The sequence below is a fragment of the [Phormidium] sp. LEGE 05292 genome, from assembly GCF_015207735.1.
Lineage (GTDB): Bacteria > Cyanobacteriota > Cyanobacteriia > Cyanobacteriales > Aerosakkonemataceae > Floridanema.
In genome coordinates, this window is the sequence record NZ_JADEWG010000019.1 from 56,585 (window position 1) to 76,370 (window position 19,786).

Below are 19,786 nucleotides of genomic sequence, written 5' to 3' on the forward strand. Positions count from 1 at the left end.
AGGTTATTTTCATATTTCTTTCATTTTATCCCCAAGAGGGCATTTTGATGTGATTTTTACTGCTGTTTTTCGGGAGTTTTTCCGCTCATGCGATCGAACACGATCTGCGACAGCGCCGGAAATAGCTGCCAATCCTTAGAATAAGCTTCATGTCCACCCAAAATCGCCAAAATATAAATAGGGCCATTTTCCTCCCTACTTCTGACAAAAGCTACCTCATGACGACCTGTATCCGTCCAACCTGCTTTAGAAGCAAAATCCAGATCTGAGGGCAATCCTTCTCCCAAAAAGCCCCGAATCGGGTTAAATCCACCAAATCTGGCGGTATTTTCCCGCCAAGCTGACAATCGTAAATCTCTTGCCAACAAATGCACCATTTTGGCACTTGCTTCTGCGGTAACCGCTTTTCCTGTGACAATTTCGTACATTAATCTGGCGGCGTGTTCGCTGGAAATTTGATTTTTTAACTCTTTAGGATCGTTCCACATTTGCATATCTCTACCCTCTGGTGTTTCATGGCGCAAATAACTAATTGGGTAGGTTTTTTGATGGATCGCAATCCCTTCGTATCCGGCTTTGCTGAAAAATTCACTAATTTTGCGGCGCTTATTCGCCCAATCGTCATACTTTTCGCCCCGCAAATTGTAACCAGAGTAAGTATTAGTTGCAGCATCAATTAATCGACTAGCAGCATCATTAGAAGATTGTTGAATCATGCGATTCAAATCCGCACCAAACACAGGTTCATTTGGCAAAATTCCTCGATGTAGTTGGTCAAAAACATCGACCATCCAAAACATTTTCACAACACTAGCAGGGTAGAACAATGATTTTTGTTGATATCCAGCTGTTTCTCCGGTTTTCACATTAATCAATGTGATAGATAGCGGTTGAGTTGGTAAATATCTCGATTGAATTAACTTCAACATCTCATCAACAATTCCTTGTAATTGTTGACTTTGCTTTAATTGTGGAGGAGTAGTGACGTTATAAATTAATTCAGCTTCTTGTAACTTTGAATCTGTTGGTCTTGGCAGTGCGATCGCATGAGTTCCCGGAGGAATATCTGGTGGTAGTAAAGGTGTAGTAGGTAGCTGTTTTAATAGTTCTGTATTTTGTCTATTAAAGGCGGTTATACTCCAATTAAATAACTGCACAACTGAAGAAATAGCGGAAATAATAATCCACAAAACTGTCAGTGCGGCTAATACCAGCGCCGCTATTCGTAACTGATAATATTTTTTCCTACCTTTGCGAGTTCTCCGATTTCTCAGAGAACTTGTGTTTTCTAATTCCTGATATTTAGGGGAGCCTCTTCTTCTAGATGCAGCTTGTTCTAAACGCAACATTGAAAAATCATCAGCGTTCCTGCGAGACTTAGTTTTGTTTCCCTGCTCAAGCCTGCCAACTTGTCTTTGCGGTTTACTATTTTCCTGCTTAAGTCCGGTAATCGCAGGTTTTGGGCTAAATGAAACGACTGTTTGTTGGAGGTTGCCGTTCTCCTGCTTGAGTCGTTGAATGTTTTCATTTGCCCGCCTGAGTTTATCTTCCAGATCTGCTAGCTTTTGATAAGGGCTTTGCGATCTTTGTTGCACGAACCACTCCTATAACACACCTAAGTTTACTCATCGAAAGAATATAGCAGAAGGCAGAAGGTAAAAGTCGTAACAGTAAGGGTTCTAGCCCTTAATCCTGGCTTAACCACCCTGACGGTTGCTATACATCAAATAAGTATAAAATGATTTGCTAAAATTCAATTTTTTGATTAAAGTGTTGCATTTCAGGGCTACGATCACCGTAAATGTCAGATATGTGCTCTTGACAACATTCAATGGCAAAATCGTTAAGTTCTTCTGCTGCTATGCCGAACATATCCTGAAATGTTTCCGACTCGACGCGGCAAAATCGGGGACGATTTGAGTAGATGCGACATTCGCGGGTAGTGCGATCGAAATTTATACACCATCCCTCTTCCCCCACCATGCTGAGATACTCCTTTAACTCCTCTGGGGTAAGATATTCTTCTAAGTCTGGACGTTCAGATGGTTCTAGATAACAGCAAGCACCACATCCTTTGACGCAACACCAAGTCGTCATAATTCTTAAATCAATCCTTTGTGTCAATGCTTTTAGAGTCTAGCAACTCTGCCAGTTAACGGGGGTATTTTCCCAATTAATAACCAGCTTCATGTTTGTTTATATTTTTTTATAGTTTTGTTAAGTTGCTTAAAAAAAGTGGACTGTAGCCAGGTAATATAAGAGACGGATTTTTTAACGTAGATATTCAAACCTATCTGGGTTAGCGCGGGAGGAGAAATGGGATCTGTTATTAATTCTGTTACCAGTGTTGTTACCAGTATTCACTGGGAAGTGATTGCCCAGCTGACTCTGGTAGCTTTGATTATGCTTGCAGGGCCAGCTGTGATTGTAGTACTAGCTTCTCGCAACGGCAACTTGTAAAAGCTTCAGCGAGTTCAGTCCTTAACAATTTACAAGGGGGAGTCGATCCCCCTTTAATTTTTTGGACTACTAACCATGTTCGTTGTGAGAACTTTAGTCCAATTATTTTAGAAATGTACGACTAAAGTCGCTACAACGAACAATTATGAGAATTTATTTGAGTTTTTCTAAAGCTATTTGTGCAGCTTCTACTAAAGTAAAGTAAGGCGGTTGTAATATATTGATTTCCGCAGCATCTTCACGAGTTTTACCTAACAAACCTATTGTTTTTCCTAAAGGAACGGCTAAAACTTTGCCTTCAGCATTTTTAATCCTTAATTCTGTTAAGGAATCATTTGGATATAACCCGCAAGTGTAACGCTTTTGATTGTGGTAAAACTCGGCTTTTAACGGAATATTTCTGGCTGTGAAGGTTTGCCAAGACAATGGTTTTGCTTGTCTGACACCTAATAATTCTAATTCTACAGTTTTGCTGCCGTTAAAATTGTTTTCTCTGAGTCGATAGGCTAGATCAACTCGGTTTGGCAGGGGAAAGTAGTCGCGCCAACGCCATGCGATCGCTTTAATTTTATCCGGTGAGCTAAACTGAGAAATAGTTAGCTTCAAATGACCTTTACCCACTATTTGCTGTTCCACAATTCGCGCATCAGACATCCAAAAAACTGGTGCTGAATTCTCAATTCCACAAGGTTGTAAAGCTTGGATTTGTTGATATAATTCTAAATTAATATCGGTAATTTCGGCTTTAGCATCAATTTTTAATAAAGGTTTGAGGTGTTCTGGTTGGAGTAATTTATGAGCAAATTTACTCAGTCTACGGCGAAATTCTGTTAAGTTTTCCGCAGGTAAAGAAAAGCCGCCTGCTGCTTTATGTCCGCCGAATTTTCCTAGTAAATCTTCACAAGATAACAAGGCTTCAAACACATCAAATTCGGGAATTCCCCTAGCTGAACCGCGAATGCGATCGCTATCTTCCTCTTCATAAGTCCCAATAAAAACCGGAACTCCGTAGCGTTCCACTAAGCGAGATGCGACAATTCCAATTACGCCATGATGCCAATTTGGTTGGACGACAACTAAAACTCGTTCTTGTTGTAAATCGATTTGGCTTTGTTCGCACCATGCGATCGCTTCTTGTTCAATCTCCTCGCAAAGCATCTGACGCTTTTGATTAATTTGTTCGCACTGCATAGCTCTTTTTAAAGCTACACCCATATTATCAGTTGTTAACAGTTCAATAACAATTTGTGGATCGGAAATTCTCCCAATGGCGTTGATTCTTGGCCCAAGTCTAAAACCAATATCTTCTGGGTTTAGAGATTTTTGAGTTTTAGGGGTGGGTTTTGTAGTCAATCCTTCTGTTGCGATCGCAGAATTATCTACTAAACTCGCCCTTACAGAATTTTTCAATAATGAATTGGAACTACTTTCTACGCCAGAAATTTGAATTAATGCTTGTACTCCGGCTAATTGGGAGTAAGGTAAGAGTTGTAAACCGCGTTTTACCCAACGTCGATTTACTCCAGTTAATGGTGCTAAATCGGCAATTGTTCCCAATGTGAATAACTCTAACATTGGTTTAATTAAACCTTTAGCAAGCCCAAGTTTTTGCGCTAAACAAACTGCTAAAATATAAGCAACTCCTACACCAGCAATTCCTCGATAAGGTGAAGTTTCTCGAATTAATTTGGGGTTAAGAATTGCATTGGCTGGTGGTAATTTGGGTGGGATATCGTGATGATCGGTAACGATGACTTGTAAACCTAATTCTCTGGCTCTTAGAATTGGTTCAAATGCGGCAATGCCGTTATCTACTGTTAAAATTAGTTGTACACCTTCTGTATGGAATTCTTCGATAATTCGGCAATTAATTCCATATCCTTCAGTCATGCGACTGGGAATGGCATAATCTACATCAGCGCCTAAACTACGAAGCGATCGCAACAACAAAGCAGTACTCGTCATGCCATCAGCATCATAATCTCCACAAATGGCAATTTTGCCTTGGGAAGCGATCGCATTTTCCAACAATTCCACACTAATTCCCAAGTCGGGAAATTCATCTAAAGGATCGGGTAGAAATTGAGTTTCTGGCTCTAAAAACTCTCTGACTTGGGTTGGAGTTTCCATTCCTCGATTGATTAACACCTGCGCTAATAAAGGAGAAAGATGGAACTTTTCGGCTAATTCTTTAGCTTGTTGCGGTTTTTCTGGGTAAAACTCCCAACGTTGCAAAGGTAATCGATCGTTAGGCATTTAAAAAACCAATACTTGACCAGGAATTTCTGTATCGTAAATTGCTCGATCGTCTTGTTGAGCAAAACTACCAGGTTTGAGGTCTAAAAGCAATGTTTGGGAATTCGGTTTATTGACCTTTCCTGATAATACTTGCTCTCCAGTCGGACTCCAATATAAAACCGAAAGTCCATGATCTTGGTTCCGCAGTTTGAAGCGGAGTTTCCGCGTTTCTTTCGGTTTCATAGTAATTTGGTCAGTATAAGATGGGATTTCTACACTAACCGGATTAGGCGTGTGATTACATACTTGTAAGGTAATGTACTCACTTTGATTTAGCGTTTTCCCAGTCTTGACAAATTTTGGCCCTGCTATAGTTTCCGTAGTGATGATAATACCAGCTAAAACTAAGCAAGTTGTTCCTAAAATTCGCAGTAAGTTCTTATACATAACTTCACCTACTTAGGTGCTTTTGTTATTGGCAGAAGATAACTCTGCAAGCGAAAGTATTATCTCATTATTACTAGGAAAAATGCAAATTTTTCCTAGAATATAATGACTCGACCATCATCGCGGATGTAGAGGGCGCGATCGCCTGGAAGTCCCCCTGGCGTTATCTCTACTCGTAGCGTATTTGCACTAGGTTTAGAAAGTCTTGCTCTTAATAAATATGGTGTAGCATCCCAAGACAATGAAGAAAGATTTGGTTCGGTTGCTGCTTGTCTGGGAAACCTAACTTGTTCTCCCGGACGTAAAAAAAGCACAGGAGTTCTTGGTACGTTTTGTAACTCAACAATGAAACCTGTACGATTAACTACTTCATAATTAATCCATTGTCCGGGTGTAAAACCAATGGGCGGTGGTGGACAACTAGCGCCCGCACAAGTTCCGCCTAATGTTGTGGTAGAAGGCAAAAGGTAGAAGGTAAGAAAGGCAATGGTTGTAGTAATTAAGTATTTCTTTTTCATATTTATTACTCCTTAAATATTAGGGTAAAAATTGGCGATCGCTTTGTTCATATTATGTTCAACCTGATTACTTATAAAACTAAAAGAACCCCACCCCCGCCAAAGCTTGGCTTTGTCTCCCCTCCCCGTTTACGGGGAGGGGATTAAGGGGTGGGGTTTAATCGCAGCACGAAACATAACTGATTATTCAAACTTAATATCACTCTAACTCTATCAACATTTCCACAACACTAGGACGAAAACCACATTCTGAGAACAGCTTTCTTGCTGCGTCATTCTTAGCAGCAGTATCCAGGCGAATTTGTTCTACTCCCATCTTTTGAAACTGCTCAATAGTTTGCATTACTAACTGTCGCGCCACACCACTGCGGCGATATTCTGACTCTACCCAAAGGTCGTGAATAAAGGCATATTCTTTCAGTCGATAAATGGGTATTTCTCGCTCGATCGTAGCTACTAAAAATCCGGCTATTTGCTCTTTGGTTTGGTCTTCTGCTACTAAAAAGACAGTGCGATCGCTGTTTACCAGTTTACCCAACCACCCATCGTAACGTTGAGCCGGGTTAGGCAAAAACCCGTACTTCGCCGCATCCCAAGTTTCATGCAACGCACAAATTTTGCCTACCATCGGCAAAACCGCTGGAATATCCGATTGTTTCGCAGGGCGAATCAGCATGGAAAGCCCGTCAGTTACCTACTCCGTCAGTTTAGCTGATTGTTTTCCCCATATTTAATGCGCTTATATACCTAATTGCTCTTTTTTAGTCAAGATTTGCTTTACATTTTGTAATAATCTGTTATATTGGTTTACATAAGGAAACAAACGAGAGGAACTATAAATCATGACTATCCTGATTGCTTTATTTATCGTTGGTTGGTTAGCTGCTTCCGTAATTGGTACTCAAGCTTATTTTCGTGGCGAACAGTCTAAGCCAATTCACGATCGCAACTGGCGTTCTCAGTCTTTTGAAAAGTTAGCTGAAACCATCACTGGCACTAAAATTGATTACAACGATCGTGTTCCTGCTTACCGCATGGATGCTTATGCCAGCAACAATTTACCTAGTTAACTCAAGTTGCTAGTTACAAGTCTGGCTCTTTCTTAGCCCCCCTAGCCCCCCTTACTCAAGGGGGGAACAAGAAAGAATTAATAACTAGCAATTTGCGTTAGTTAATCATTAAAACATCCCTACAACTTCTCGCCCCAGCAACCCAGCTGGGGTTTTTTGTTGGCAAGTATTTATCGTTACAAAAATATTTTACATAAAATCAATACTTGTGATAGAAACCATGCCATAACTAGAGTTAGAAGCTGAAGAATTTTATGTTAGTTAGTTTATTAAATAAGAGCAAAACTTATTAGTAAAAGTGGCAACTTTATGAGAGTTCAGCTATCAACATTACCCTGCCATACCAAAAACCAAACGGTATCTTTCATTGGTGGTATGGGAAGAAGCATTAATTATCATCCTGAAGTTAATAGTTGACAATATGCTGTACAAATGGAGTTAGGGCCGGAACCAGATTTTGGCAGAATTGGTTATGAAACAACAATTTGGCTAAATGAATCAGAAATTGATGCAGTGTGGAATTAATGGCAGTTTAGTGAGCGACTAGAATCACCAAACCCAAATTAAAACTACTAACTAAAGAAAGAAGGTCTTTTTTTGGTTCTATCACTTAAGAAAGAGCTAAATAAAACAACAAGATAATTTACCCGTCTAGACAATAGGCAGATTTTTTACTCAGCCTAAATACCACTTGTAGCTGCCGAAACTACTTCCTTTGAAAGAGTATATAACAATTTCAGTTTTCTAGACTGAGTTTAGTTAAAGAGCAATTTTGTATTGGGAAAAAGATCATGGATAAGGAACAAGATAAGCAGATAAAGCAACCAGTAAGTGTAGACTGGCATTCTAAAGAAGAACCCACAGCAAAGGAAAAAAACTTAACAGCTAATCCGGGCGATCGCATCTCTGACGAACCTCAATCAATTGAAGAAAAAGCGAAACAAGTTGCAGTCGATTCCCCTGATATTACCGGGGATCATATTACAGTTCCGACTTACTTTATTGTCGAAGACTCCGATGGTGAGAAAGAAGCACTCCACCATGTAAAAGATGCAGAAGAAATCTCGGATGTAATTAGACAAGCGAGAGTTGACGAAAACGGAAATCGAGTTTGGTGGTAACAGTTTTCGAGTCCTCACTATTTAACTAAGTGAGGACTTTTCATGGTTGAGTTAATGAACTTAATGAAATTTGGAAAGGTCCGATTCCGATCGAAGCTTGACTAGCTGCTTGTTCGACCACTTCTGTAATTGTAGGTAATTTAACAAAGGAAACTGCTTCTGGAGAGGTAATATAAATTTCTCCAGGAACTGTACTATTTTCCGAAACTTTAATTAATAGCCGCACTGAATATTTATCTCTTCTATTAAAAGGTTGTAATAGAAAATCTCTTTCTGATTTAGGTTCGGTAAATGGGGACTGGGAACTGGGGATTAGGGATTGGGAAAACTTGACCAGGATTTAAGGATTGACATGATATACAGGATTAATCCTAATCAATCTTATAATTAATCCTGACCATCATGTAATATCCATAAATCCTGATTGTCTCCTTGTGTTTTATTCCAAGCGGCGAAGTAAAACTAACGCCCGCCCTACCACAGGCACAGCTTGGTTGCCAGTGTAAATTTTTTCATCTTGAATAAAGCGTGGTTCCTTAGTATCAATTACCAACGACCAATCACACTTATCTAGGCCAAAATCAGTAGGTAAATTAAACTCAATTGTTTCATGGTGAGCATTAAAAAACATCAGGAAACTATCATCACTAATGTGCTCACCTCTAGGCCCAGGACAGGCAAGTTGATCGCCATCTAAGAAAACTGCGATCGCCTTAGCGTAACCAATATTCCACTGTTCATCTGTCATTTCAGTCCCATCAGGATTGAACCAAGCAATATCACTAACTCCCTTGCCATGAATCGGACGACCTTGGAACCATTTGCGCCGCCGAAATACCGGATGTTGACGACGGAAATAAATTAATTCACGGGTAAAATTGACCAAATCTTCATTGTCTTGGTTTAAATTCCAATCAAACCAAGAAAGCTCATTATCTTGGCAATAAGTATTATTATTACCCTTTTGCGTCCGCCCCATTTCATCCCCACCTAGCAGCATTGGGATACCTTGAGACAGCATCAAAGTTGTTAAAAAATTTCGCCTTAATCGTTCCCGCAAATCCAAAATCTCCGGGTCATCAGTTTCCCCTTCCACACCACAATTCCAAGAACGATTATGTTCATCACCATCACAATTGTTTTCTCCGTTTGCTTCGTTATGTTTCTCCTCGTAACTAACTAAATCATTCAGAGTAAAACCATCGTGAGCCGTGACAAAGTTAATGCTAGCATTCGGTCGTCGTCCATTCACTGAATATAAATCTGGACTACCAGTAAAACAGTAAGCAAATTCTCCTAAAGTCTCATTCTCACCCCGCCAAAAATCTCGCACAGTATCGCGATATCTGCCATTCCATTCTGACCAAAGAAGAGGGAATTGACCTACTTGATATCCACCCTCTCCTAAATCCCAAGGTTCAGCAATTAATTTCACATCTGCTAACACCGGATCTTGGTGAATAATATCGAAGAAAGCTGATAAGCTATTAACTTCAAATAACTCCCTTGCCAAAGCTGCTGCTAAGTCAAATCGGAAGCCATCAACGTGCATTTCTGTCACCCAATAACGTAGGCTATCCATGATTAACTTTAAGACTTGCGGATGCCCTACATACAAAGAATTTCCGCAGCCAGTAAAGTCCATGTAAAGTCGCTTATCATCGTCTATCAAACGATAGTAAACTGTATTATCAATGCCTCGCAAAGACAAACTTGGGCCTAAATGGTTTCCCTCTCCAGTATGGTTATAAACTACATCCAAAATAACTTCAATTCCCGCTCGATGTAGCGTTTTCACCATCTTTTTAAATTCAGTTACTTGCTGTCCCACAGTACCACTAGCACTGTAGCCAGAAAAGGGAGCAAAGTAATTAATTGAATCATAGCCCCAATAGTTAGTTAATCCTTTATTTGTTAAATATCCCGGTCGGGCTATAAAGTGGTGTACGGGCATTAATTCTAGGGCTGTAATTCCTAGTCTTTGCAAATGTTCAATTGCGGCAGGATGGGCGATTCCAGCATAAGTACCCCGCAGTTCTTCAGGAATATTAGGATTCTGTTTAGTAAAGCCCTTTACGTGGGTTTCATAAATAATAGTTTCGTGCCAAGGTGTTCTTAATAATTGATCTCCTTCCCAATCAAAAGATTGATCGACAACTACAGATTTTGGCACTAAATGGGCATCATCTAATTCAGAAAAAACTAAATCTTTCTCTGTTTCTTCCGTTTCCCAAGAGTAACCAAATATTTCTGCACCATTACCCCGGAGTAAGCCATCAATTGCTTTGGCATAAGGATCAATTAACAATTTGTTAGCATTAAAACGATGACCTTCTTGAGGTTTCCAAGGGCCATGTACGCGAAATCCGTAACGTTGTCCTGGGCCAATTCCTGGCAAATAACCATGCCAAACAAAATTATTAACTTCTGTTAGTTTAATCTTTGTTTCTTTGTCGTTGCGATCGAACAAACAAAGCTCAACCGCTGTGGCGTTTTCACTAAACAATGCAAAGTTTGTTCCTTTGCCATCCCAATATGAGCCTAAAGGATAAACATTTCCTGGCCAAAGTGCTACGTACATAGATTTACCTTAAATCAATGTTAATGGTCTTTTCTGAACTTTTTTGAGAAGATACTTTTTTGCTATAGCAATCCTCTTTGAGTTGTGGTCGCGAAGCCTTTATGTAGCACGTCAAGAGTTTTCTTGAAACCGCTCCAGACACAGAAGACACGCACAAAAGAAGGAGTTCACAACCTAAATAGGATAGCTATAGTTGTAGCTAAGAGGAATAGAAAGCTTTACTTAAAGTTTTTTGACTTTGCTGTTAAGTACATAGGCTTTGATACATTACCTGCTGATTGACTTGCTCGATTGTTTATCTAAAATATAAATAAATATAATTGTTTCTACCATCTGTCACAAGAGGTAAATATTTGTAAAGCGACTTTCATTCAAGTTAGGAATAGTTACCTGGAAAAGTCAATAAAATACTTTCCAGGTAAGCTATCTTGAGTTGGTTAAATCATGGGATAGACACTCGTAAACTTAATTGTTTTTTAGGTAATAAAAAATCTCCCTAAAGATAGGTTCTTCAGGGAAATTAGTTTGTGATTAGTGATACAAATCAGTAATTTGATTTGGGGAAATGCTTTTTTTCTAACAAAAGCATTTTATGTTATATCGTTTACACAAATGTTTGCTAAACATGGGGGAGGCGCGGGTGAAAGCTAAAAGGTGAGAATATCCAGCAATAAAATTGAAATCAAAACCCGCCCAATCCCCAAGCATCTGTAGCAAAAATTTAGGTAATGGATATTACAGAATTTTCTGGCAAATCAATTTTTGTTTTAAAAAACAGAATTCCCAAAGGTGGTAAGTGAATATTGAGTGAAAAAGCGCGATCGTGACAAGGAATTTCTTCTGCTGTGACACCGCCGAAATTACCCACACCGCTACCACCATAATCTCCCGAATCACTATTAAGTAACTCTTGCCAAAAACCATTATTCGGCACACCTAAACGGTAATTGTAGCGAGGTACAGGAGTAAAGTTTGCCACTACTAAAATAGTTTCATCGGTTGATTTTGACTTACGGATCAAACTGATGACGCTTTGTTGCCAATCATCGCAATCAATCCACTCAAAACCTTCCCAAGAAAAATCTAATTCATGCAAAGCTTTTTCTTGGCGATAAGTGTGATTCAAATCTGTTACCCACCTTTGCAAACCTGCGTGCATTGGGTAATCTAAAAGATGCCAATCTAAACTTCTGTCATGACTCCATTCTTGCCACTGTCCAAACTCTGCACCCATGAACAAAAGTTTTTTGGCAGCTTGGGCGTACATATAACCAAATAACACCCGCAAATTAGCAAATTTCTGCCAATAATCTCCCGGCATTTTGCCAATTAAAGAACCTTTGCCATGCACCACTTCATCATGAGAAAGTGGCAAAACAAAGTTCTCATTAAAAGCATAAATCATGCGGAAAGTTAGGAGGTTATGATGATGTTTTCTGGCAATGGGATCGAGAGACATATACTTTAAAGTATCGTGCATCCAACCCATGTCCCACTTTAAACCAAAACCTAAACCACCATCATAAATTGGACGAGAAACTTTTGCCCAAGCGGTAGATTCTTCAGCAATAGTTTGGACATCGGGGAAATGTTGATAAACTGCTTGGTTGAAACGTTTTAAAAAGTCGATCGCTTCTAGATTATCTCTCCCACCATATTTATTAGCAACCCATTCGCCATCTTTGCGGGAATAATCCAAATAAAGCATCGATGCAACTGCATCCACTCGCAGTCCATCAATATGACATTTATCCAACCAAAAGAAGGCACTACTAATTAAAAAACTGCTGATTTCATTCCGCCCATAATTAAAAATGCTACTCTGCCAATCAGGGTGAAAACCTTGTCGGGGATCGGCGTGTTCGTAAAGATGAGTACCATCAAAATAATTCAATCCATGTAGATCTGTAGGGAAATGAGAAGGCACCCAATCCAAGATTACACCAATACCTTCTTGATGCAAATGATCGATCAAATACATGAAATCTTGGGGAGTTCCGTAGCGACTAGTAGGGGCAAAATATCCGGTAGTTTGATAACCCCAAGAAGCATAAAAAGGATGTTCCGTAATTGGCATTAATTCCACATGAGTAAAGCCCAAACGCTTCACATATTCTGCCAATTTAGTCGCAATTTCCCGGTAAGTTAAAAAGCGATTTCCCTCTTCCGGTATCCGCATCCACGAACCTAAATGTACTTCGTAAATGGAAATTGGGGCATCAAAAGAATTAACTTTGGCGCGGTTTTCCATCCATTCGCGATCGTGCCAAGGATACTCAGTATCCCAAACAATTGATGCCGTTCGAGGCGGAATTTCTTGATGGGAATTAAAGGGATCGGCTTTATCTACTGCATAGCCATTGTAACGGTGAATAATTCGGTATTTGTAGAGGCTACCTTTGGTCATTCCGGGAATAAAACCTTCCCAAATTCCTGATTGTCCTCTTAAAGTTAGAGGAAAACCTTCATCATTCCAATCATTAAAATCACCTTTGACAAATACCTGTCCGGCGTTAGGTGCCCAAACTGCGAAATAAGTTCCTTCTACACCATTAACAACTAATGGATGAGAACCCAGTTTTTCATATAAATGATAGTGGGTTCCTTCGTTGAACAAATAAATATCATTGTCAGTAATTAAACTGACATTATCCAAGGTGGTTTCCAGTTGATTGTGGTTGAGTGTTAGTTGAATCATGGCAGTTAATAGTGAATTAGCATTAGGTCTGTTGTGAAGACTTTAGTCTTACATTCCTAAAGAAAACGACTAAAGCCGTTACAACAAACCAGATTTAAACTCATCACTAAAATTGCAGCAATCTTTGTAAAGAAATTCCTACCCAATTTGGTCGATTTTTCAGTTCATAACCTAAGTCGTAGATCAATTTTTCCAACAAGTAAGCATCTAAAAGTACTTGCAATTCCTCTTTACTTCTTGGTAAGAATGAATCCTGACTAGCAGTTTTCAAATAGCTATTTAAGAAAGTTGCGCTTACCCAGTAATACCAAAAGTTAGCCCATTGTTGCATTAAGGGAAGATTTTCAGAACTAATTGTGCCGTTTTCTACTTCATTATTAAGGGCTTGAATAGCGGCATAATTGAAAGATTGCAACATTCCAGCTACATCTCGCAAAGGCGATCGCTTCATCCGCCTTTCACTTAAACTCCGCCCAGATTCTCCTTCAAAATCAATGATAATGAAATCTTTTCCTGTGTAAAGCAGTTGTCCTAAGTGATAATCTCCGTGATAGCGAGTTCTCTTAGCGGTGATTTTTTGATTGAGAACTAATTGATAGCGTCCAAAAAATTCTTCTTGACGGTTTAAAACAGATGTGGCTAATTTTTGTATATCAGAGGGTAAGGTTTTTAGCTGCTTTTTCAAGTCCAGTAAAACTTGTCCTGTGAGGTTACGCGCATACTGGTAAATTGAACGTTGGTAGAAAGAAGAAAAAGGTTCTGGGGCAAAATTTGGATCTTCAGCATTAGCGGCTAAAGCCAGATGTAATTCGGCAGTAACTTCACCGATTAAACTGGCGCTTGCTAGATAAGAACCAATAGTTTGCTGTGCTAATTCTGGCAAATCTTCTGGTTGTAAATCTAACGGCGAACCTGATGGTACAGTAAGCAATGAAGCTTCAGATTGTTGAACTATAATTCGCTCAAAATAGTCGCGTAAACTATCAAGAGTATAATCCCAAGTATTCCTCGCATCAGGAATAAAGTCTTGCAATAATCCTACAGTTTGAATACCTTTACCATTGCGATATTCTAATGCACCTGCAATGCGGGCAAAGTGTTGCAACTGTTTTTGTTCGCTAAGGAAACGTCGCACTTCTAAATCTGGGTTAACGCCTTCTTCAATTTGATGGTAAATCTTTAACATCAAGCGATTTTGTAGCGCCGATCCGCTTTTTGTTGGATCGCTGTAAATAGCACAAGTATTTTTCTGTTCTCCCTTCATTAAAACGGGATTTAAAACCGGAATTTCTGCGGGGAAGATATCAGTGGTACTGGCGATTAATTCCCCAGCCATTCCTTTATAGGAACGATTATTGGCGATCGCATCCAACATCGTATTCAGGAAATTACTATCTGCGATCGCATCAAACAAAATCCCCGTTTCCTCTTTCCCTTCTTCTTGCAAAAGGGCAACTATATTTTGCGGCATTTCCGCCTCAATTTCTCTAGCTTTTTCCCCTTCTGCATAAGCTAAAGGTAACAGATAAGTATCTGGTTCTCCTTGAATAAAATCCACTTTCAACCAAATAATCTGTGCTGATAAATCTTGATAAATTACAGGAATAGCTTCCGTAATTTGGGTGGACTGAATCGTGCGATCCTTATCATTAAACCAGCGACAACTGTACAAATAATCCGAAAGAATTAACTCCAATGTACTTTTCAAATCCCGTTGAGAAAAGATATTTTGCCACTTGCCACTAACTGCCAAAGTCGTTAAATTTGTCTGCCTTTTTGGTAAGGGAATTAAACTTGGTTGCAGTTTCAAACTAAACCAATAAAAAGCGTAAGGGGCAATACTCAGAAAATAGAGGGAATCGGCAATTTGGGGAAACTGAGTCCGACCAAAAATTTCTATAGGCACCATACCTTGAAATGGCGATAAATCCAATTCCACAGTTTGCACAAACCGCGATAAATTCGCCACTATCAAAATATGTTCATCTTCATAAGTGCGGATAAATGCCAACACTTTGCGATTTTCGGGATGCAGTAATTCAAAACTACCTTTTCCTAATGCTTGCAGATGTTTCCGTGTAGCAATTAGGCGTTTCATCGCGTACCACAGAGAATTCAAATTTGCCCTTTGTGCTTCTACATTTACTGTGGCATAGTGATATTCTGAATCAACATTTACTGGTAAATAAAGTTTATGAGCACTTGCCCGACTAAATCCGGCATTTCTGTCAGCGTTCCATTGCATTGGTGTGCGAACACCGTTGCGATCGCCCACAAAAACATTATCTCCCATGCCAATTTCATCACCGTAATAAAGCACAGGAGTTCCCGGAAGAGATAGCAACAAACTATTCAATAATTCAATCTGGCGACGGTCATTTCCTAATAGCGGCGCTAACCTCCGACGAATTCCTAAATTCACTCTCATTTCCGGGTCTTGGGCATAAACTCGATACATATAATCCCGGTCTTCATCTGTTACCATTTCCAACGTCAATTCGTCATGATTGCGAAGGAATAAGGCCCATTGACAGTTAGGTGGAATTGTCGGAGTTTGTTGTAAAATATCCGAAATTGGAAAGCTATCTTCCATCCTTAATGACATAAATAAACGTGGCATTAAGGGGAAGTGGAAATTCATGTGGCACTCATCGCCATAGCCATAATATTGTGCTGCATCTTCCGGCCATTGATTAGCCTCAGCAAGCAACATTCGATTCGGGAATTTCTCATCTACATGGCGGCGAAGTTGTTTTAAAAATTCATGCGTTTCTGGGAGGTTTTCGCAATTTGTTCCTTCTCGTTCGTAGAGGTAAGGAACTGCATCCATCCGCAGTCCATCAACGCCCATCGCCAACCAGAAATCTAAAACTTGAAACACCGCTTTTTGGACTTCTGGATGATCGTAATTTAAGTCGGGTTGATGGGAGTAAAATCGATGCCAATAGTAAGCTTGGGCGACTGAATCCCAAGCCCAATTAGAAGTTTCAAAGTCTTGGAAAATAATCCGGGCTTCTTTATACTTTTCCGGGGTGTCACTCCAAACGTAAAAATCTCTTTCTTTACTACCTTTGGCTGCCCGACGTGCTCTTTGAAACCAGGGATGTTGATCGGAAGTGTGATTAATGATTAACTCGATAATTACCCGAATTCCTCTTTGATGGGCAGCTGCTAAAAACTCTTGAAAATCTGCTAAATTACCGTAAATAGGATTGACATTTGTATAATCAGCAATGTCATAACCATCATCCCTTAATGGTGAAGGAAAAAAGGGCAAGATCCATAATGCTGTAACTCCTAAATCTTGCAGGTAATCTAGTTTTTCTGTCAACCCCCGAAAATCGCCAATCCCATCACCGTTGCTGTCGGCAAAGGCACGCACTGGTACTTCATAGATGATGGCATTTTTGAACCAAAGGGGGTCGTTATTCAACATTGAGTTTTGCATTGCCAGATTTCTAAAGTAAAAGTTTTCGCCAATAATAAGCTATGTATTATTGTTAACATTTTTCTATTAACTTAGTTAACCAAAACTAGTAACTTTAGACATCTGGCTATAGTTAGAAAGGTTGCTGATAGCTTGTAAGAGATATATTCTTAAACAAGCATCAATCTTTAGGTAGAAATCAATAATCGCGAGATACTGAGGAATTTAATTGATTTCTACCTACCACAGGTTGAGATAGTGGTTCTTGGGCAAGTTTTTCCATACCCACTGACTTTAACAATGCTTGCCAATCTCTGATGACAATTGGATCGTTGGGATTGCGCCGTCGCAGTTCGGCTAAATTACTTAAAGCATCATACCAAATCCCGGCTTTTGCATAGATAGTAACGCGATCGATCTCTGATTTCGCTGTCGCTAACTCTTGTTGCACATTAGGTTTTGGAGTCACTCGCCGAATCGCCCCTGATACTACTTTGTTACCGGATACATCACCGGAATCTATAGCCTCTGGATTACAAATTAAAGTCACTGACCAGAGATAACTTTTATTCAATTCTAAAGCTGATAAATTGCTAGTACTAGGAAGACTAAAACTAATAATTGCCGCCCCTCGATTAATTTTAAATTTAGTTTTGTAAATCTCCTTTTCCCCAGCTGTTTTGAGTACAAATTCTATCTCAGGGTTACTTTCTGTCAATAGGGGAGGCAGATAAACTGAGAAAGTAGGATACTCGGCTGTGGTAGTACCAAAACCGTTAACTGGCACCAAAGCCATAAGTTGAGCGTTGGCACTATTCTGAATACAAGGCCCTCTTGTACCGCCTCCTTCTCGCCGTCCAGGGCTACCAATATTATCATCTGGTTCGTAAGCATCCCAATTTGTTGGTAAACTTTGGTCATTTGGTCTTGGTGATTGTGCAGCAACTCGGAAGGGGAGGGGAGAAGCGATCGCCAAAGCCAAAAATAACAAGATCCAAGGATTAGTAAACTGTAAGATCCGAGTCATAGCTAAAATAACAGTACCCCTAAAGTACTGAACAAGGGTTTACTAGTAACAGACGAGAGAATCTAAGTTAGAGTTTCTAGTTGTTAATAGCGACTTACTCCCAGGAACCTCCCTCATCTTACCCCCAAATGAAACACCATCTGGAATTTAAGCTACTGGACAGATTTATGTTTTAATATCGATTCTCTAGAATAATGCTATCGATCGATCTCCACATCAGGAATATCCCCCTACCTGGAGTGTGAATCCTCTTTAGCAAAATTAATGAGAAAACGATATCACTTCCCTTTAGTGTTCCAGTTGAGTAGTTCAAAAGCCACAAACTTGTATAAAATATTATCTGGCTTTGTTCTCCTCACAGACCTATCTAGCTTATTTGTTAAGATAGCTACTGGTCAATGGTTTATTGTAACAAATTTAACTGTTAACCATGAGCAAGCTATGCTCAAACTGGGATAAGGATGCCACCTTTGCCAGGTCAAGATTTAACAAGGGGCGCGTACTAACCAACTTTTACCTGAGACAGCTATGGTTTCTTCAACCCAAGACTTGATGTTTAGAACAATTAGACCTTTTGCGGCTTATGCAATTCAAGATATTAGCTGTTTGGGCGATCGCTTAATTGCCCTAGATCATACAACCGGATATCTCTTACAAATTAATCTAAAAAATGACGACACCACTATTTTAAATTACTCTCAGAGCGGGGAATTCTTAGATGCGACTGGGTTAGCTGTTTGCCAAGACAAGTTGTGGTTTACCAAAGACGAAGATGTGTACTTTTGTAGTTTAACAGACTTTACGCCCCAACATTTTGTAAGTTTACCTTACACCGCAAATGGCATAACAGTTTGGGAATCAACGGTTTATGTTAGTTGCCAAAAATCCGGTTACATTTACATCTATGATGCCAACAAAGGCAACTTAATTACAAGATTTTACACACCGGGAATTGGTCGAGAACATTTGACAATTAGAGGCGAAGAAATTTGGGTTGCTGATGATGAAGAACAAACAGTATTTTGTTTGGAACGGGCAACCGGGGAAATTAAATTTAGCTTATTAACTCCTTTTGAAAATCCCACAGGATTAGTTTTTTACACCGACCCCGAAACAGACAAAGAAGTGCTTTATGTTGCTTATGCTTATAAAGAAACTTTTGTTAGAGATGACCCCAACTCCGATCCACCACAAGAATTAGCTTCTCGCGATCGCACTTTCATTCATCCCCTCTATTTCCACTATTATCCCGAAGGGAATTACGCCTTATCTAATGGTTATTTAATGGAAGTCAGCTACGTTGAGGAACTCTCACCATTAGAAGAAGTGCACTTAGAAAACTTAGAATGGCGGATCGCATTGCCATCAGAAACACCGCGCCAAAAAATTAGGGAAATTTATCCTATCGGTCGTCCCTTTACCGAAGAAATTATCAACGGACAAAGGGTAGCAGTGTTTAAATTTGACCAACTCACGCCAGAAGAAAGGCACATTTTTGGTTGGAAAGCACTGCTAGAAGTTTACAGCATTAAATATCGTTTGACACCAAGAGATGTCGAAAATTTACCAGAATTAGCACCAGAATTTCGGGACAAATATTTAGTAGATAATGACGATTTGGCAATGGATACAGATATTATCCGTAATGCAGCCAAAGAAGCGATCGGCACAGAAACAAATCTATTACGAAAAATTTATAAAATTCGTAACTTTGTTTATGATAAACTTTCCTACGGCATCAAACCTCACATCGATCCACCAGATGTCGCCTTACAAAGAGGAGTTGGTTCTTGCGGCGAATATTTAGGCATTTTATTAGCCCTTTCTCGCTTAAATGGCATCGCCTGTCGCACAGTAGGACGTTACAAATGTCCCAAAAATCCTGAATATCAAAATGTTCCTTTGTCCCCCGATTTTAATCATGTTTGGATGGAATTTTATATCCCTGGTTTTGGTTGGTTGCCAATGGAATCTAACCCCGACGATGTAATCGAAGGAGGGCCATATCCGACCAGATTTTTTATGGGCTTATCTTGGTATCATGTAGAAATTGGCAAAGGTATCTCTTTTGAAAATATCACTTCTAACAGCGTACTTCTGAATAAAGAAACTGTTTCGATCGGTGATTTATCCCTCAATCACATCCGCTTTACAATTCTCTCAGAATTACCACCTTCTTAGGGAGGTGGGGAGATGGGG

The 19,786-nt window shown here is 39.6% G+C and carries 15 protein-coding genes; 4 read left to right on the forward strand and 11 right to left on the reverse strand.

Going from position 1 to position 19,786, the window contains the following annotated elements:
* Positions 1–56: 56 nt before the first annotated feature.
* Positions 57–1,595, reverse strand: a complete 1,539-nt coding sequence (locus IQ264_RS33660; protein ID WP_193980245.1) for a serine hydrolase — start codon at positions 1,593–1,595, stop codon at positions 57–59.
* Positions 1,596–1,746: 151 nt separating this feature from the next.
* Positions 1,747–2,097, reverse strand: a complete 351-nt coding sequence (locus IQ264_RS08085; RefSeq protein WP_193980246.1) for a YkgJ family cysteine cluster protein — start codon at positions 2,095–2,097, stop codon at positions 1,747–1,749.
* Positions 2,098–2,316: 219 nt separating this feature from the next.
* Here IQ264_RS08085 and psb30 point away from each other — a divergent pair, with 219 nt between their 5' ends.
* A complete protein-coding gene (psb30, locus tag IQ264_RS08090) occupies positions 2,317–2,460 on the forward strand; it encodes a photosystem II reaction center protein Ycf12/Psb30 (protein ID WP_193980247.1) in 144 nt (47 codons plus the stop codon).
* A gap of 153 nt (positions 2,461–2,613) precedes the next feature.
* Here psb30 and IQ264_RS08095 read toward each other — a convergent pair whose 3' ends face one another.
* The 4 genes from IQ264_RS08095 to IQ264_RS08110 all read right to left on the reverse strand — a co-directional run bounded on the left by IQ264_RS08095 (position 2,614) and on the right by IQ264_RS08110 (position 6,339).
* Positions 2,614–4,716 (reverse strand): single-stranded-DNA-specific exonuclease RecJ, encoded by a 2,103-nt coding sequence (locus IQ264_RS08095; RefSeq protein ID WP_193980248.1) that lies wholly within the window; start codon positions 4,714–4,716, stop codon positions 2,614–2,616.
* Complete coding sequence (locus IQ264_RS08100) at positions 4,717–5,145, reverse strand: hypothetical protein (RefSeq protein WP_193980249.1); 429 nt, start codon at positions 5,143–5,145, stop codon at positions 4,717–4,719.
* A gap of 95 nt (positions 5,146–5,240) precedes the next feature.
* Positions 5,241–5,663: a hypothetical protein gene (locus IQ264_RS08105; RefSeq protein ID WP_193980250.1), complete on the reverse strand. Its 423-nt coding sequence runs from the start codon at positions 5,661–5,663 to the stop codon at positions 5,241–5,243.
* Between the two features lie 199 nt (positions 5,664–5,862).
* Positions 5,863–6,339 (reverse strand): GNAT family N-acetyltransferase, encoded by a 477-nt coding sequence (locus tag IQ264_RS08110; protein ID WP_193980251.1) that lies wholly within the window; start codon positions 6,337–6,339, stop codon positions 5,863–5,865.
* Positions 6,340–6,505: 166 nt separating this feature from the next.
* Between IQ264_RS08110 and IQ264_RS08115 the strand changes: the two genes are divergently transcribed.
* The gene (locus IQ264_RS08115; RefSeq protein ID WP_193980252.1) at positions 6,506–6,733 is read left to right on the forward strand and encodes a photosystem II protein, Psb35-related; all 228 of its coding nucleotides are present in this window, start codon (positions 6,506–6,508) and stop codon (positions 6,731–6,733) included.
* Between the two features lie 791 nt (positions 6,734–7,524).
* Entirely contained in the window at positions 7,525–7,854 is a 330-nt protein-coding gene (locus tag IQ264_RS08125; protein ID WP_193980253.1) for a hypothetical protein, read from the forward strand.
* A 40-nt stretch (positions 7,855–7,894) separates the two neighbouring features.
* On the opposite strand, the gene IQ264_RS08130 is transcribed toward IQ264_RS08125, so the two are convergent.
* The 5 genes from IQ264_RS08130 to IQ264_RS08150 form a co-directional block, all read right to left on the reverse strand.
* A complete protein-coding gene (locus tag IQ264_RS08130; RefSeq protein WP_193980254.1) occupies positions 7,895–8,080 on the reverse strand; it encodes a hypothetical protein in 186 nt (61 codons plus the stop codon).
* A gap of 213 nt (positions 8,081–8,293) precedes the next feature.
* Positions 8,294–10,435: a glycogen debranching protein GlgX gene (gene glgX, locus IQ264_RS08135; protein WP_193980255.1), complete on the reverse strand. Its 2,142-nt coding sequence runs from the start codon at positions 10,433–10,435 to the stop codon at positions 8,294–8,296.
* A 721-nt stretch (positions 10,436–11,156) separates the two neighbouring features.
* Positions 11,157–13,133: a 1,4-alpha-glucan branching protein GlgB gene (gene glgB / locus IQ264_RS08140; protein ID WP_193980256.1), complete on the reverse strand. Its 1,977-nt coding sequence runs from the start codon at positions 13,131–13,133 to the stop codon at positions 11,157–11,159.
* Between the two features lie 106 nt (positions 13,134–13,239).
* Positions 13,240–16,581 carry a maltose alpha-D-glucosyltransferase gene (gene treS, locus IQ264_RS08145; RefSeq protein ID WP_193980257.1) on the reverse strand — a complete coding sequence of 1,114 codons (3,342 nt, stop codon included), beginning with the start codon at positions 16,579–16,581 and terminating at the stop codon, positions 13,240–13,242.
* A gap of 178 nt (positions 16,582–16,759) precedes the next feature.
* Positions 16,760–17,587 carry a DUF928 domain-containing protein gene (locus IQ264_RS08150; RefSeq protein ID WP_193980258.1) on the reverse strand — a complete coding sequence of 276 codons (828 nt, stop codon included), beginning with the start codon at positions 17,585–17,587 and terminating at the stop codon, positions 16,760–16,762.
* 528 nt (positions 17,588–18,115) lie between these two features.
* On the opposite strand from IQ264_RS08150, the gene IQ264_RS08155 reads away from it, so the two are divergent.
* A complete protein-coding gene (locus IQ264_RS08155) occupies positions 18,116–19,768 on the forward strand; it encodes a transglutaminase domain-containing protein (RefSeq protein WP_193980259.1) in 1,653 nt (550 codons plus the stop codon).
* Positions 19,769–19,786 lie beyond the last annotated feature (18 nt).

Bases quoted from the DNA above. Each gene is read 5' to 3' on its own strand.
- IQ264_RS08085 (WP_193980246.1), bottom strand. From the start codon at position 2,097: ATGACGACTTGGTGTTGCGTCAAAGGATGTGGTGCTTGCTGTTATCTA.
- psb30 (WP_193980247.1), top strand. From the start codon at position 2,317: ATGGGATCTGTTATTAATTCTGTTACCAGTGTTGTTACCAGTATTCAC.
- IQ264_RS08095 (WP_193980248.1), bottom strand. From the start codon at position 4,716: ATGCCTAACGATCGATTACCTTTGCAACGTTGGGAGTTTTACCCAGAA.
- IQ264_RS08100 (WP_193980249.1), bottom strand. From the start codon at position 5,145: ATGTATAAGAACTTACTGCGAATTTTAGGAACAACTTGCTTAGTTTTA.
- IQ264_RS08105 (WP_193980250.1), bottom strand. From the start codon at position 5,663: ATGAAAAAGAAATACTTAATTACTACAACCATTGCCTTTCTTACCTTC.
- IQ264_RS08110 (WP_193980251.1), bottom strand. From the start codon at position 6,339: ATGCTGATTCGCCCTGCGAAACAATCGGATATTCCAGCGGTTTTGCCG.
- IQ264_RS08115 (WP_193980252.1), top strand. From the start codon at position 6,506: ATGACTATCCTGATTGCTTTATTTATCGTTGGTTGGTTAGCTGCTTCC.
- IQ264_RS08125 (WP_193980253.1), top strand. From the start codon at position 7,525: ATGGATAAGGAACAAGATAAGCAGATAAAGCAACCAGTAAGTGTAGAC.
- glgX (WP_193980255.1), bottom strand. From the start codon at position 10,435: ATGTACGTAGCACTTTGGCCAGGAAATGTTTATCCTTTAGGCTCATAT.
- glgB (WP_193980256.1), bottom strand. From the start codon at position 13,133: ATGATTCAACTAACACTCAACCACAATCAACTGGAAACCACCTTGGAT.
- treS (WP_193980257.1), bottom strand. From the start codon at position 16,581: ATGCAAAACTCAATGTTGAATAACGACCCCCTTTGGTTCAAAAATGCC.
- IQ264_RS08150 (WP_193980258.1), bottom strand. From the start codon at position 17,587: ATGACTCGGATCTTACAGTTTACTAATCCTTGGATCTTGTTATTTTTG.
- IQ264_RS08155 (WP_193980259.1), top strand. From the start codon at position 18,116: ATGGTTTCTTCAACCCAAGACTTGATGTTTAGAACAATTAGACCTTTT.